This is a genomic window from Paenarthrobacter sp. NPDC057355 (assembly GCF_042667405.1).
GTDB lineage: Bacteria > Actinomycetota > Actinomycetes > Actinomycetales > Micrococcaceae > Arthrobacter.
On sequence record NZ_JBHVAL010000003.1, the window covers coordinates 159,071 to 174,648 of the forward strand.

Annotated in this window: 10 protein-coding genes and 1 pseudogene; 9 read left to right on the forward strand and 2 right to left on the reverse strand. The window is 62.2% G+C overall.

The features are described from left to right. The 4 genes and pseudogenes from ACFUOZ_RS06260 to ACFUOZ_RS06275 all read left to right on the forward strand — a co-directional run. Window positions 1-569: LPXTG cell wall anchor domain-containing protein (locus ACFUOZ_RS06260; protein WP_377545842.1), on the forward strand; the 569-nt coding region annotated here is incomplete at its 5' end. Window positions 570-842: 273 nt separating this feature from the next. Further along, entirely contained in the window at window positions 843-2,060 is a 1,218-nt protein-coding gene (locus ACFUOZ_RS06265; protein ID WP_377545844.1) for an MFS transporter, read from the forward strand. A gap of 142 nt (window positions 2,061-2,202) precedes the next feature. Beyond that, complete coding sequence (locus ACFUOZ_RS06270; protein WP_377545846.1) at window positions 2,203-5,007, forward strand: S8 family serine peptidase; 2,805 nt, start codon at window positions 2,203-2,205, stop codon at window positions 5,005-5,007. A gap of 180 nt (window positions 5,008-5,187) precedes the next feature. Beyond that, window positions 5,188-7,985, forward strand: a pseudogene (locus ACFUOZ_RS06275) (S8 family serine peptidase). Here ACFUOZ_RS06275 and ACFUOZ_RS06280 read toward each other — a convergent pair. Beyond that, complete coding sequence (locus ACFUOZ_RS06280) at window positions 7,942-9,327, reverse strand: acyltransferase (protein ID WP_377545848.1); 1,386 nt, start codon at window positions 9,325-9,327, stop codon at window positions 7,942-7,944. The pseudogene ACFUOZ_RS06275 and the gene ACFUOZ_RS06280 overlap by 44 nt on opposite strands. Before the next feature lie 228 nt (window positions 9,328-9,555). Here ACFUOZ_RS06280 and ACFUOZ_RS06285 point away from each other — a divergent pair, with 228 nt between their 5' ends. Beyond that, complete coding sequence (locus ACFUOZ_RS06285) at window positions 9,556-9,783, forward strand: hypothetical protein (RefSeq protein WP_144659263.1); 228 nt, start codon at window positions 9,556-9,558, stop codon at window positions 9,781-9,783. Window positions 9,784-9,812: 29 nt separating this feature from the next. On the opposite strand, the gene ACFUOZ_RS06290 is transcribed toward ACFUOZ_RS06285, so the two are convergent. Next, window positions 9,813-10,826 (reverse strand): phosphatase PAP2 family protein, encoded by a 1,014-nt coding sequence (locus ACFUOZ_RS06290; RefSeq protein WP_377545851.1) that lies wholly within the window; start codon window positions 10,824-10,826, stop codon window positions 9,813-9,815. Window positions 10,827-10,879: 53 nt separating this feature from the next. Here ACFUOZ_RS06290 and ACFUOZ_RS06295 point away from each other — a divergent pair, with 53 nt between their 5' ends. From ACFUOZ_RS06295 to ACFUOZ_RS06310, 4 genes are read left to right on the forward strand one after another with little or no spacing between them, the layout of a single operon-like run. Then, a complete protein-coding gene (locus ACFUOZ_RS06295; RefSeq protein WP_377545853.1) occupies window positions 10,880-12,298 on the forward strand; it encodes an ABC transporter substrate-binding protein in 1,419 nt (472 codons plus the stop codon). Next, the gene (locus ACFUOZ_RS06300; protein WP_377545855.1) at window positions 12,295-13,245 is read left to right on the forward strand and encodes a carbohydrate ABC transporter permease; all 951 of its coding nucleotides are present in this window, start codon (window positions 12,295-12,297) and stop codon (window positions 13,243-13,245) included. The genes ACFUOZ_RS06295 and ACFUOZ_RS06300 overlap by 4 nt, the downstream gene beginning before the upstream one ends. An 8-nt stretch (window positions 13,246-13,253) precedes the next feature. Continuing rightward, window positions 13,254-14,126 (forward strand): carbohydrate ABC transporter permease, encoded by an 873-nt coding sequence (locus ACFUOZ_RS06305; protein ID WP_377545857.1) that lies wholly within the window; start codon window positions 13,254-13,256, stop codon window positions 14,124-14,126. Window positions 14,127-14,154: 28 nt separating this feature from the next. Next, the gene (locus ACFUOZ_RS06310; RefSeq protein ID WP_377545859.1) at window positions 14,155-15,528 is read left to right on the forward strand and encodes a glycoside hydrolase family 32 protein; all 1,374 of its coding nucleotides are present in this window, start codon (window positions 14,155-14,157) and stop codon (window positions 15,526-15,528) included. Window positions 15,529-15,578: the final 50 nt, after the last annotated feature.

A 15,578-nucleotide genomic window follows, 5' to 3' on the forward strand; every position in this document is an offset into this window, starting at 1 on the left:
CCGGCACCACCCCGGGTGCCAGCACTTCTGGTTCTGACGGCGTCCTCGCAGGTACGCAGCTGATCGTTCCGATCACCGCTCCCGTCACCATTGGCTCGACTTCGGTAGGTATCGGTGGCGGTTCTGCCGGCAACGTAACGCCTCCAGTGGTGAACCCTCCGGTAGTCAACCCGCCGGTTGTTACCCCTCCGGTAGTTAACCCGCCCGTGGTGAACCCTCCCGTAGTTACCCCGCCGACCGAGGCCCCCATTAACGGAAGCCCCTCGACCGGTGGAGAAACCGGTGTTGATGAGCCCGTCGGTGGCGCTGTCACTGGTGGCGCAACCAACGTCGGCGGTGCAAACGGAAGCCTTACGGGCGGAACCATTCAGGCTGCAGGCAGTGTTCACACGCTGGGTGCTACCAAAGGTTCGGTGTCCGCGGCAGCCTCGACCGCCGTCGGAAGCGCCAAGAACTTGGCTGCAACGGGTCTGGACAACAACTTTGCACTCTGGGCAGGAGCGATGCTCCTCATGGGCCTGGTCCTGACCGCCCTTGGTCGTCGGAAGGCAGTAGCCAGCCGTCGCTAGGGCCGAGCGGTAAATCGCTTCGCATCCCGTTGTTGCGGCTCCGGTCTTCGGAGCCGCAACAACTGCGCGTCAAACCCGCGCACCCGTTGCCGCCGATCGCACCCGTAACCTCTGGTGCGCCGAGCGCGTACGGGTGCGCGCCAGCCCACGAAAGGGTGCGCCGAGCGCGTACGGGTGCGCGCCAGCCCACGAAAGGGTGCGCCGAGCGCGTACGGGTGCGCGCCAGCCCACGAAAGGCAACGGGGTACTTCCTCGAGTCTTAGGATGAAAGGGATGACCACCACCCAAGCAGACAAGAGCTTCAGCCTCCGCAGTGTCGCACTCCCGGCTTTTGGGCCGGCACTGCTGTTCTGCATCGGCGAGGGGGCGGTCCTTCCGGTCATTGCGCTCTCGGCCAGGGAGCTGGGTGCGTCGGTAGCCGTTTCAGCGTTGATCGTGACGCTCATTGGCTTGGGTTCGTGGCTCTTCAACATCCCGGCGTCGATCATCACCGAGAAGTTTGGTGAACGATGGTCAATCGTCGGCGCCGGTGCTTTGGGCGCCATGGCCCTCGGCGCGGCGGCGTTTGCCCCGCAGATCGACCACGGACTGTGGCTGTTGGCGGCATCCATGACGTTGGTGGGCATGTCCGCCAGCGTGTTCAACCTTGCCCGGCAGAAGTTCCTCACCGAGGCCGTACCGGTCATCTTCCGGGCTCGCGCATTGTCCACCCTGGGCGGTGTCACCAGAATCGGCATCTTCATTGGACCGTTCGTCGGTGCCGGCGTGATGCAGTTCGCGGGCATCAGCGGTGCCTACTGGGTGGGGTTCGCGGGGATGATGGCAGCGGCTGCCTTGTCGCTCACCATTCCGGATTTGGTGACGCCAGAGTCGTCCGACGGCGGTCCGCGCCCTCCGGCGTCGACGCTGCGGAGCGTCGCGGTATCGCATGCGGGGGTGTTCCTGAGCGTCGGTTTCGGCATCCTGCTGCTGAGCGCACTGCGTGCTTCACGACAAGTCGTTATCCCGCTGTGGGCCGATCACCTGGGTCTCGACGCCACCCACGCTTCACTGCTGTACGGCTTGTCGGGAGCAATCGACATGCTGGTCTTCTACCCGGCCGGGAAACTCATGGACAGGAAGGGCCGGCAATGGGTGGCGATACCGTCGACGGTGATCATGGGAGCGGCACTGATCCTGATCCCGTTCACGGCCGGCTTTGTCCCGTTGCTCTTGGTCGCTTTGTTGATCGGCTTCGGAAATGGGATCAGTTCCGGGCTGATCATGACGCTGGGCGCAGACTTCTCGCCGGACAACGGGCGGAGTCACTTCCTGGGAATTTGGCGCTTCATCGCGGACTCGGGCGCCACCGGGGGTCCTGTACTGCTGTCGGGGTTGACTGCTGCCGTCTCCCTCTCTGCCGGTATCTGGGCCACAGGAATACTGGGCTTCGCAGCGGCAGTGGTGTTCGCCGTCGCAATTCCGCGGCTGAAGCACCGCCGCAACTACTAGCGGTCCGACCGGCAAATGCTCACGGTCAAAATTCACAGGTAATTCGCAGGAAAGTCTAAACAGTGGCTAAACTCGTGCTGGCCGTACTCAGGCGGCCATTTTTCCGCGCTCTTGGGGGCGTTTGAGTAGAGGGCGGCTGTTGATGCAGAACCGACGGAGAGCGCGTGTGCGCTGTCAAGTAATTCTTACCGGTATTATCGCCATGATCGCCGCTGCTTTGCCGGCTCTTCCGGCCGCAGCTGAGGGGACTGAGGCGCCGCCGCCCAGTCCGGCACCGCAGCCAATGTCTACGGTTTCAGACGAAGTTCCGACGGACCAGTTCATCGTGAAATTCAAGGAACGGGACAGCATCCAATCCGCTGATCGGCAAGCATCCCTGGGGCATGCGGCCAGTGCTGCGTCGGTTTCTGTCCAAGCTGTCCGCACCACAGCCGCTGGCGAGGACGTGGTCAAGGCCGACCGAAGGCTCGGAAAAGTCGAAGCTAAAGAGTTCGTCGATGCCTTGACCTCTAACCCGAACATTGAGTACGTCGAGCCTGACATCATCATGCGTGCCCAGGACGTTCGATTCAACGACACTTACTTTGACTATCAGTGGGGTGTGGCCCACTACCAAGGCGGCATACTCATGCCCATCGCCTGGGATATCAACCAGGGACAGGGAAGTGTTGTGGCCGTCATTGACAGTGGCATTCTCAGCCACAGCGACCTGAACCCCAACGTCCTGCCTGGCTACGACATGATCACCGACCCGGCCGTCGCACGCGACGGCAACGGCCGTGATTCGAACCCGCAGGATGAGGGTGATGCAACGTCTGCCGGCCAATGCGCAGCGGGCGAACCCGCCGCCGCTTCATCGTGGCACGGTACACACGTCGCGGGCATTGTTGCGGCCGTGGCCGGGAACGGCAAGGGAGTAGCTGGAGTCGCTCCCAAAGCCAAAGTTCTGCCCGTTCGTGCCATTGGAACCTGCGGCGGTTATGCGTCGGACATAGCAGACGGCGTGATTTGGGCCGTTGGCGGTGCGGTGCCTGGGGTCCCGGCCAATGCAAACCCTGCCCGCATCGTCAACCTCAGCATCGGTTCGCTTGCCAGCTGCCCGAGCGTCTTCCAGGACGCCCTCGATGTGGCCCACGACAAGGGTGCCGTGGTGGTCGCGGCCGCTGGAAACGAGGGAGTCGATGCCTCGCAAGCCAGTCCCGCCAATTGCCGGAACGTCATTGCTGTTGGCGCGAGCACCCGCACCAACAACAAGGCGTACTACTCAAACTATGGCGCGGCCATCGATGTCACCGCCCCTGGTGGGGACATGCGATACGACGTTCTCGACGGAATCGTCTCCACTCTCAACAACGGAAAGGATCGCGCCACCACAGAGGACTACTACATCAAGGCTGGAACGTCCATGGCGGCGCCGCACGTAGCCGGGGTCGCGGCCATGATGCTATCCAGACTTCCTGCTCTGACGCCTGAGGCCGTCGAGCAAAAGCTAAAGGCGACGGCCTCGGCTCCGAGCTGCAATGTTTGCGGTGCGGGACTCATCAACGCGACAGCCGCGCTCCGGAATGTTGAGGATGAAGCCCTGGTGATCACGGCAGGTGAGCCCCGTATTGTTGGTGAACAGGTGGTTGGACGTACTGTCACCGTGGACTATGGCAATTGGAAGTACAACTCCTTGGCCCAGTGGTCACGCCAATGGAAGCGGAACGGCATCGACATACCATCGGCAACGGACTACTCATACACCTTCGTGCCAGAGGATCTGGGTGCGGCGATCACCGTCACGGTGACTGCCAAGATGAACTTCACACCCACTGCCTCGGCCACCTCCCTTCCAACGGCCGCGATCAAGCCGGGTGTGTTGTCCACCGGAGAGCCTACTATCAGCGGTTCAGCTTATGTTGGGAATGCTTTGTCCGTCGCCGCCGGAACATGGGGACCGGAACCGGTGGAGCTGGCGTACCAGTGGTACCGGGCCGGAACGCCGATCGCCGACGCCTCCGAGCCCTTGTACATCCCTACGGACGCGGATACGGGGAAGTCGCTCACTGCGACGGTGACCGCCAGCAAGTTGGCGTACGGCACAGTCTCCAAGAGCACGAAGCCGACCGCCACCGTGGTGGCTGCGGATAAGGCAGTCTCTCCGGCGCCGGTCGTTTTCTCCGAGGCTCCCTACATGGCTGAGGACAAATACACCGTCCCGGAAACGGTCGGCGTTGACTATCAGATTGATGGCGTGACGGTGGCAGCTGGCGTATATCGGGCACGGGGCCAAGTAAAGGTGACCGCCAAGCTTCAGACTGGCTACGCCTTGGCCCGCGATGCAGCTGACCAGTGGATTACGTTCTTCAGCACCAAGGGCCCGGAATTCATGGCTCCGACTGTTTCTCCCTTCAAGGATGTCCTGACCACCCAGCAGTTCTACAAAGAAATGGCGTGGATGGCTGATACAGGGATTTCCAAGGGGTGGGTGGAGGCCGACAAGACACTAAGCTACAGGCCCTTGACGCCGATTAATCGGGACGCGATGGCCGCCTTCCTTTACCGCATGGCTGGTTCCCCGGACTACACGCCTCCTGCCCAGTCACCTTTTAAGGACGTGGAGACCACCCAGCAGTTCTACAAGGAGATGGCTTGGCTTGCGGAGACCGGAATATCGTCGGGCTGGATTGAGAATGGTGGACGCCTGTATAAGCCGTTGACACCAATCAACCGTGATGCCATGGCCGCGTTCCTATATCGTTTGGCAAACAAGCCGGACTACGTGGCCCCGCCGTGGCTGCCCTTCAACGATGTCAGCTCCGGCCAACAGTTCTACAAAGAGATGGCATGGATGTACGAAACCGGTATTTCCTCCGGCTGGAGCGACGCGTATCAACGCGTCTATAAGCCGCTCTCGCCCATCAACAGTGATGCCATGGCAGCCTTCTTGTATCGAATGCCTTAGCAAAAAATAAGAAAAACAACCGGGAGCGGTTGCAGGAGCGCCTGCGACCGCTCCCGGCGTCTTCGACGATTCACAGGTAATTCGCAGGAAAGTCTAAACAGTGGCTAAACTCGTGCTGGCCGTACTCAGGCGGCCATTTTTCCGCGCTCTTGGGGGCGTTTAACTAGCGGGCGGCTGTTGATGCAGAACCGACGGAGAGCGCGCATGCGCTGTCGAGTAATTCTTACAGGTCTTATTGCCGTGGTGGGAGCCTCTTTGCCGGCTCTTCCGGCCTTGGCTGAGGGCACGGACGCCCCGATGCCCAGTGCAGCACCACAGACGATGTCCGCGGTGTCCGAAGAAATTCCCACGGACCAGTTCATCGTGAAATTCAAGGAACGGGACAACATCCAGTCGGCTGACCGTAAGTCCTCGTTTGGCCGGGTCGCCAGTGCTGTGGGCGTACCGGTCCAATCAGTGCGCACCATGGCCACCGGTGAGGAAGTCGTCAGGACGGACAGGAAGCTCGGTGCTGACGAAGCCAACCAACTGGTTTCCGCGTTGGCTGCCGACCCCGGCGTTGAATATGCCGAGCCGGATTCCATCATGCGTCCTTTTGCTGCCTCTCCTGACGACACCTACTACGGCTTGCAGTGGGCGCACGGCACCGACTACGGGGGGATGCGCGTCTTGGGCGCCTGGGACGAGAGCCAAGGGGAAGGGAGCGTGGTTGCTGTAATCGATAGCGGAATCCTCAACCACTCAGACCTGAATGCCAACGTCCTGCCCGGATACGACATGATCAGCGATGCAGCGATCGCACGGGACGGCAATGGCCGCGATTCAAACCCACGCGATGAAGGCGATGGAACGTACTACGAGCAGTGCGGCGCCGGTGCGCCATCGGAAGCTTCTTCGTGGCACGGTACTCATGTCGCAGGCATCGTGGCAGCAGTTGCGGGCAACAACAAAGGTGTTGCCGGGGTAGCGCCAAAGGCCAAGATTGTGCCCGTCCGCGCGCTTGGAATTTGTGGCGGTTATGTCTCGGACATTGCTGATGCGATTGTCTGGGCGGCTGGCGGAACTGTCGCAGGGGTGCCGGCCAACGCCAATCCTGCCCGGGTCATTAACCTCAGCTTGGGTGGACGCGGTACTTGCCCGGCCTCGTACCAGAACGCCACTGACTTCGCCCGAAATCAAGGCGCCTCTGTTGTGGTGGCTGCAGGCAACGAGAACATCGATGCCTCGCAGGTCAGACCCGCCAATTGCAAGAACGTCCTGGTTGTTGGTGCAACCAAGAAGGACGGAAATAAAGCCTACTATTCGAACTTTGGCGTGAATGTGGATGTTGCTGCGCCGGGTGGCGATATGCGGTTCTCCGACAACGATGGAATTGTCTCCACCCTCAATGACGGGTCGGACGTGGCAACCACGGAGAACTACTCCCTCAAAGAAGGCACCTCCATGGCTGCTCCACATGTAGCTGGCGTGGCGGCACTCATGTACTCCAAACTGCCCGCATTGACTCCCGCGGATGTCGAGCAACGACTGAAAGAGACAGCCAGACCCGTTTACAACTGCAACTGCGGCGCGGGCCTCGTTGACGCGAATGCTGCCCTCAAGGGCGTATCTGCGGACGTGGCTCCCATTGTCCCCGGAACGCCCACCATCTACGGTCAAACCAAGGTCGGCGCGATGCTGACGGCCAATGCCGGTTACTGGGGACCTGGCCAGGTTTTCCTAAGTTACCAATGGTTGCGTGATGGTCTTCCCATCAGTTATTCGAGGCTCTCGCAGTACGTTTTGGCCCCGGAAGACGCCAACGCGGTCATCTCCGTCAGAGTCACTGGAGAGAAAAAGTATGCCGCCGCAGCGTCCGCAACATCGGCGCCGACGGACCCGATTACCCCTGCCGATATCTACTCCAACGCCCCGAGGATCACAGGCCCGGCGTACGTTGGCAGCGTCTTGAAAGCGGAGGTGCAGCCATGGGGGCCGGAGCCGGTGGCCCTTGCCTACCAATGGAAGCGCAACGACGAACCTATTTCCAGCGCGACGGGTTCTGAATACACCATCACCGGCGACGACACAGGCGCCGTTATCACCGTCGTGGTGACCGGGACCAAACCCGGTCACGCCACGCAGTCCTTGGCCAGTGAGCCAACGGAAGTTGTGCTGCCGGCCGACAAGGCCGTGAACCCGGCGCCGGTGGTGTTCTCGGATGTGCCGTTCACGGAGAACGATACATACACGATTCCTGAGACTGAGGGAGTTGAATATTGGGTAGCAGGCAAACTGATTGAGGCTGGAACCTATGCTGGCCTCGATCGCGTGAGCGTTACGGCGAAGGCAAAAGACGGTTACGTACTCGCGGCGGGATCCACCGTGGAGTGGACGGATCGTTTCAGCGCCAAAGGTCCGGACTTTGTACCGCCCGCGGTGTCACCTTTCAAGGATGTCCTCACCACGCAGCAGTTCTACCGGGAGATGGCGTGGATGGCTGATGCAGGGATCTCCAAGGGATGGGTGGAGGCGGACAATTCCGTCTCATACAGGCCCCTGACCCCGATCAATCGAGACGCCATGGCCGCTTTCCTCTACCGTATTGCTGGTTCGCCGCAGTACACCGCGCCGGTCACATCACCGTTCAAGGATGTGTCCACTACCCAACAGTTTTACAAGGAAATGGCGTGGCTGGGATCTCCTCTGGCTGGACCGAGGGTGATGGATCCAAGACGTATCGTCCGCTGACTCCGATCAACCGTGATGCGATGGCCGCCTTCCTGTACCGCTTGGCCGACCGCCCTGCGTACGAGGCACCCGCGGTATCGCCGTTCAGGGACGTTGTCACCAGCCAGCAGTTCTACAAGGAAATGGCATGGATGATGGAAATGGAGATTTCGACGGGCTGGTTGGAAGCGGACGGCTCTCGAAGCTACAAGCCGTTGTCGCCCATTAACCGCGACGCCATGGCAGCATTCCTTTACCGGATGCCGTAGGCGCCGGAACTCCCGCAAACCTGCCTGGCATGGGGGTTTGCGGCCGTTCCCGAACCTTGCCGGTCACCAGAACCACCGCGATCACCAGCAACAGCAGGCCCCACGTAGCGTTAGCCGCGTCAAGCGCCGTCCGCATCACGACAAAGGGCGGAATGATGGCCAGCACAGTCGCAACAATAATCCGCCACATCGCCGGCCGTGAGGCACCCGGGGCCAGTGCTGTGCTGGCAAGCTCCAAACGGACCAAGGGCAGGGAGACCAGCAGCACCAGAACCCAGGCGGCCACGTAGAAGACCGGCCGGCTGAGCCACCATTGAACCCCCGCGGGCTCGGGGAACGGCAGCCGCAGGAGCAGGGCGATCCCGAACATCGCGATGATCAACGGCAGGTGCCACAGATAGATGGTCATGGCACGGCTACCCACAACAAACATCACCTTCTGGATCCAACCAAGCTGCACGCACCGCTGCAGCACGGGGTAGAAGGCCTTCACCAGCAGCACATGTGCCAGGCCAACCAGGATCAAGGGAAACATCGGCGGGTTTTGGTTGGTGAGCATGTCCACCGGGTACGGACCCGAGTGCGTTAACAGCGCCAACGCCGCGTAGCAACCCGCCGCAGCAAGAACCAATTGCCAACCCGCAAAGCGGTCAAAGAACCCGTCGGCGTAGAAGAACCCCAGCTGCTGCAATAGCCCCCACACGAACACCATATTCAGCAGCCCGATCGGGTTTGAGTCGAAGCCCCAGGGATTGTGCTCCAAGCCCAGGCGGAAAACATCCACGACGACGGCGCCCGCGGCCAGCGCAGCGATGGTCCGGTAGGGTGCGGCCTCGTGAAGTTTCGCCATCGTGGGCACCATGGCCTGGCAGATCAGGTACGCGGCAAGGAACCACAACTGCACTCCGGCGCCCGCAGCGATAACGGAGAGCAGCGCGCCCGGGACGCCGGCCGCCGTCGCACTCCACAGCGCAACCGTGAGGAAGGCGTACAACGCAACGGTAGGTCGAACCAGCCGCAACACACGGTTCCTCAGATAATCACCGGCGTCGCCTCCTTTACGGCGCAGACTCCGCCATGAGGTCAAGGAAGCGAAACCGCCTACTACAAAGAACAGCGGCATCACTTGGCCAAACCATGTGCCTTGGGCGAACCAGCTGAGGGAGGTCAGCGGGTTGTCCACCCCGATCCCGGACTGGTCCACGCTGATGCCCATCATGAGCAGGTGTACGGCGACCACGGCAAACATGCACACTACCCGGATGAAGTCCACAACGAGGTCACGTGAGGCCGGGACGGTTGCGGCCTTGCATGGCAGGCCGGGTTTCAGGGCGGATGACATGGGGGCTCCTGGAGTTATCCATCGTTAGTCCATCGATTGGACTAACTGTAGCCCATCGCGGTGCATTCGTCGACGTAATCCGCAGAAACGTTGGGCATTACCGGGTCAGGATCGGCGCACCACGTCGTAGCCTAGTGGGGAGGACCCGGCCAATTTCCCGAGTTTGAGGCAGTGCATTGAGGGGTCCCCGCCATATCCCACCAATCAAGAACGGCAGCGCTGATCACTATGCACATCAGGGAATTTTGGAATCAGCTTTCTCCCGAAACGCAGCAATGGCTCATCGACAATCCGGGCAGTGTGATGGTGCCCCGGACTGTCACCACGATCATCAAGGGGCAGACCGGCGACGACAGTGCCGTGGATATCCATGGCGCCACCGTGCTGACGGATGAGGACCGTGCCTTCATCCGGGAGCAGGCCCGCCGGGTTCGCAGCGACGCTACGGAGGGCTGAAGCCGATGGCGGTGTGCCGCCGTCGAGCCTTAGCTCTTTCGGGCCGCCAGGCCGAACAGCCACGTGCCGCCAAGCGCTGAGAGGTATCCAGCGATGGCTATGAAGGCTGTGCCTGCCCAAAAGTAGTCGATGGTGCTGTCGGTGCTGAGTCCCGGCATTACTTGAAACAGCGAGTAGGCGGCCACCATCAAGGCGATCAGGAGGGCGGTAACGGTAAGCCAAACCCAGATCCGGGATGCGGCCCAATGTTCGCCGTAGCCCTTCCAGACGTTCCAACTGCTGCCGGTGCGCAGGACCAGCCAGCCAGCGGGGAGCATCACCGCGGCCACCACCAGGAATGCAGCTATGACGTCGGCGGGGCGGTGCCACTGGTTGATGAGGGTCGAGATGCCGGTGGCAACAGCGAACATGCTTCCCAGGAAGCCGGCCAGCGGCCGCCAGCGCGGGGAAACCATGAGGAACACAGCTGCCGCAGCGGAGGCGGCAAGCGTGGTATGTCCTGAGGGGAGTGAGTTCAACTCCAAGGTCTGTACGCCGCGGTCGGGACGGTCCGGGATGAAGAATTTGAGGACCTGGGTGGCCAGGTTGGCGGCAACGCAGGCGGCCACAGCGATTCCCGCAGCCCTCCAGCGGCGCCGGGCGACGGTCACGAAGAGCACCATGACGGTGGCAATCGCTAGGGAAAGCATGGGGAGCATGTCCAGGAATTCGGTGGAGGCCCGGCCTGCGGTTCCGCTGAGGGTTGTGGCCTCGACCAACGCCGACTCGTCGATGAACTGGCCGGGAGTGGTTCGCACAAAGAAGTAATACGTTGCCGCGAGGCCCACGATGCTGGCGATGGTGGCCAGGCAAAAGAGGAAACCTGTGCCACTGCCTGCGGCGCGTGCTTCAAGCGGCCGTTTGCTCGACCTCCCGCTGGTGCGGAATTGCTGGGAACTCATTCTGTCTAGATTGCCACAATTCGCTGGACGCCTCATGTGAATCGGAACCCAGCGTGGCGGGACTCCGTGAGGCGCAAGCAACAATTCTGTGACACTTGACACGTGTTAGGTGACGGGCATACGCTTCCTAACACGTGTTAGGGAAGGAAAATGACATGTCGGGAACCAATGGGGCTTTGCGCGAATTCACACGTAGAAGTGCCCTCACAGCCCTCGGCGCCGGAATTGTCGGACTGACTGCGGCGTCGTGGCCGCGCTTGACCGGCGCCGATATCCCAGGCCGGGGAGACAACAGCCTCAGCATCGCCATCATGGGCACCGCCGCAGACGCCGCAGCCCGCCAGAAGGTCATCGACGCCTTCGCCAAGGTCCACCCTGAGATCAAGGTCAAGGTCCAAGCCATCCAGGCCGTGGACTGGAAAGACTTCTTCACCAAGATCCTCACCATGGTGGCCGCAGGAACGCCACCGGACGTGGTCTACGTGGCAACGGAAGGAGCCCAGCTTTTCGCCGAGAAGCTCGCCCACCCGTTGGACGAGTACCTCCGCCGCGATGCCGACCACATGAAGGAGTACTTCGCGGACGTCCACCCCAGCTTGGTGGAAGCCTTCATGTACAAAGGCAGCCTGTTCCAGCTTCCCATCGACTGGAACGCCGCCAACATGTACTACAACACCACGGCACTCCGGCAGGCAGGCCTTGACCGGCCCGCCGATGATTGGACGCACACCGACTTCCGGGCCACCCTTGCGGCCATGAAGAAGGCGAATCCCAAAGACTTCACTCCGTACTACTGGACCAACAGGCTCTTCGGCGGAGTGGTGCCGTGGCTCTACGCCAACGACACGAGCTTCCTCAAGGAAACCAAGTCCGGCGGCGGCGAGTGGCTGTGGGACGGCTTCTATGCCAACGACCCCTCGCGCGGCCTCCGCTCCGGGGGCTACCAGTGGCTCGAACCCAACGCGGACGATCCCCGGGTCTTCGAATCCTTCGATTACCTCCGCGGGCTCGTCAAGGACGGACTCGGCGTCCGTCCCGAAGAAGGCGGCGGCAGCTCACTGATCGGCCTCTTCGCCTCCAACCGCATAGGTACGACGCCGGCCGGTGGCTATTGGGTGCAAGGCCTCCACGAGGCGGGGATGACAGAGGACGGATTCGATGTCCAGTTCTTCCCCAAGTGGCGGTCCCAGCGGCACCAGTTCGGCACCGCGGGCTACGCGATCATGAAGACGGCCAAGGACAAGGACGCCGCCTGGGAATGGGTGAAGTTCTCCTCAAGCCTGGAAGCCATGCGGATCGTGTTCCCCACGCCGAACACCACACCCGCCCGCCGCTCCATGGTGAACGAGCAGCTCTATTCGGGAACAGGGCCCAAGCACTGGAAGGTCTTCTACGACACCCTGGACCGTTTCCCCACCACAGGTCCCATTCCAGCGCCACCCCAGCAGGCCGCCGTCGAGACCGCCCTGATGAAAAACGTAAGCCTGGCTGTCAGCGGTGACGAGCGCCAACTCAAGGACGCGCTCAACTCCATGCAGCGTGACCTTGAACTGGCCCTGAGGAGGCAGCCATGAGCACAACCACCAGTGCGCCCGCCCCGACAGGAAGGCAGGCCACCCGCAAATCCCCGCACGATTCCAAGCGGGGACGCGTGCAGCAGCGCTGGCTCCCTTGGGCTTTCCTGGCACCGACCATCGCGGGCATGGGCATCTTCACGCTGCTGCCAATCGTCGCGTCGATCGCGCTCGCCTTCTTCCGCTGGGACATCATCTCGGCGCCGACGTTCGTGGGCTTCGACAACTTCGCGGAGGTGGTCCAGGATCCAACCGTCAGGGTGTCGTTCCTGAACACCATCGTGTTCGTGATAGTTGCCGTGGCGTTGCAGCTCGGGTTGGCCCTGGGGCTGGCCATCATGGTGCAGGAGAAGCTGCCGGCCTGGCTCAGGGTGTTCTTCCGCTCGGCGTTCTTCTTCCCCCTGATCCTGTCCGCGGCATCGGTCTCGATCTTCATGCGCTACCTCTTCAACGAGCAATTCGGCGTCGTGAACTGGTTGTTGTCGATCGTCGGCATCCCGGCGGTACCGTGGCTGACCACGCCAGGTGGGTCTGCCGCCGTCGTGATTCTTGTGTACGTATGGCAGAACTTTGGCTTCTCGTTCCTTTTGTTCATCGGCGGCCTCGCGTCGATTCCGGTGGAGACCTACGAGGCCGCCTCCATTGACGGTGCAACCGGTTGGCGCAAGCACTGGTACGTCACCCTGCCGCTGCTGAGCCCCACCACCCTGGTTGCCTCGGTGATGGCCATCATCAACGCGCTCCAGGTATTCGATCAGCCCTACGTGCTCACCCGGGGCGGACCCGGCGACTCGACGCGCACCGCCGTCATGGTGATCTTCGAGTCAGCGTTCCAGCGCCTCGAATTCGGCCAGGCCTCGGCGATCGGCGTGATCCTGACGCTCATCATCATGGGCATCACCGCCGCCCAATTCCGGCTCAGCAAACGATTCGTCTTCTACCAGTGAGGCCCGCCATGACAACCATCCAAGAACGTGTCACCACCACGGCGCCCGTAACCACCCGGAAGAAGCGCGATTGGTCAGTGGCCGTGCGCGTCCTCGTCTTGCTGATCGCGTCCGTCTTTGTCCTCGGCCCCGTGTTGTGGACGCTGTCCACCTCGCTGCGGCCGCCGTCGGAATCCTTCCAGCTGCCGCCGGCCTTCCTGCCGCTCAATCCGGACCTGACCTCCTACGAGCAAGTGTTCAAGCAGCTCAACATCGTGGCGCTGGTCGTGAACAGCGCCCTGGTGACCGGGCTGATCGCGGTAGGACAGATGATCACCGCGGCACTGGCCGGTTACGCCTTCGCGCACCTTCGTTTCCGTGGGCGCGGCGCCCTGTTCTCCATCGTGCTGGCCACCATGATGGTGCCCGCTCAGGTCACGATCGTGCCCGTGTTCATGCTGATCCGCGGCGTAGGGCTCTCTGACACGCTGCTCGCGTTGATCATTCCCGCCATCCCGACGGCGTTCGGCACCTTCCTGATGCGCCAGTACTTCCTGGGGTTGCCGGGAGAGCTCGCTGAAGCGGCCGCCATTGACGGCGCTTCGCCGTGGCGCACCTTCCGTTCCGTCTACGCACCGCTTGCCATGCCGGGCCTGGCGATCGTGGGCATCCTGGCGTTCAACTTCCACTGGAACGAGTTCTTCAGGCCGCTCATCATGACCATCTCCGAGCAGAACTTCACCCTCCCGTTGGGTCTGGTGTCGCTCCAAGGCAACCTCGGCACCGGCAGTATCTCCGTGGTCCTGGCCGGTGTGGTCCTCTCCATGATTCCCGCGCTGGTGGTGTTCATGTTCGGTCAGCGCGCGCTGCAGGATGGACTCACCGCAGGCACGGGCAAGTAATTTCATCTCCATTCTGAAAGGGGTTCCGTTGACGGACCTTGCACTCATTGACTCCCTGGCATCCGCTTCGACGCACCCGGACCCGGCCTTCCCGAGGTTCCACCCGCGTCCGGCACAGGGCTGGATCAACGACCCCAACGGCGTCAGCTTCATCGACGGCCGGTACCACGTGTTCTTCCAGTACAACCCCTTGTCCGCCCGGCATCACCAGATCCAGTGGGGCCATGTGAGCTCTCCGGACCTGGTCCGCTGGGAAGAACACCCGGTGGCGCTGGTTCCCCAGGCCGGCGGCCCGGACTCTGCCGGCTGCTGGACGGGCGTGGTGACCTCCGATAACGGCGTTCCGACGGCCGCATACTCCGGTGTGAAGGACCACGGCGGTCATTCGCAGGTAGTGATCGCGCGTGGTTCCGCGGATCTGGTGACGTGGGAGCAGGACGGACACGTCGCTGCCTCCATGCCCGCCGATCCGCTGGTCACCGCAGTGCGCGATCCCTTCATCTTCCACTTCAATGGCACCCGCTACGCCATGCAGGGTGCGGGCCTGGCCGACGGGCGTGCCGCCTTGCTGCTGTACACGGTGGACTCCCTGGATGACTGGAAGTACCAGGGAATCTGGCTCACCACGGCCAACCCTGTCGCTGCCCAGTACACGCCGGCCGAGATCTGGGAGTGCCCGCAGCTGGTAGAGGTGCCGGTGGCTTCCGGCGGTTCCACATGGGTCATGATGTTCTCGCTCTGGCTTTCCGGGGACGACCACGAGCACGCCAATGGCGTGGGGCATCTGATCGGCTCTCTTTCGGCCGATCCGGAGACCGGGTTGCCGGTGTTTACACCTGTCTCAGGTGGGAAGTCCGATCTTGGACGCGACTTCTACGCACCGCAGATCGTGCAGCTTTCTTATGGTGCATCTGCTTCGGCTTTGCTTATTGGTTGGGCCAACGAAGGGCCCGGACGCGACGGCCGGCGCGGCCGCACCCAGGAAGAAATTGACGACGCCGGGTGGTCGGGTGTGTTGACGCATCCTCGCGTTTTGTCCGTGGCTGATGGGGCGTTGGTGGTTGCTCCCGCGCCGGAAGTCGGCGCTTACCGGGGTGCTTCTGTGGCTTCGGGGGCTACCGGATCGGTTGAGGTTCCTGGGTTTGCCGAGGTGCTGGTGTCCGGTGCCGGCACTGTTTCCTTGGAACTCGGTGACGGTTCTGGTTCCCAGGCGGTCTATTCGGGTGAGCTGGTTGAGGGGGAGGAGCTCCGGATCTTCATCGATGCCTCCCTGGTGGAGGTGTACTCGTCGGGGTCCGTGGCGACTACCCTTCGGGCCTACCCCGCGCCCGGGGAATCCTGGACGCTCACCCTTCCCGATGGCGCGACCGCCGACGTGTGGGACCTGGCCCTGCCCGCCTGATCTTTCCCGTTGTGAGGCCTGCTTTGCGCGCTACTTCCTCAGCAGGGCCC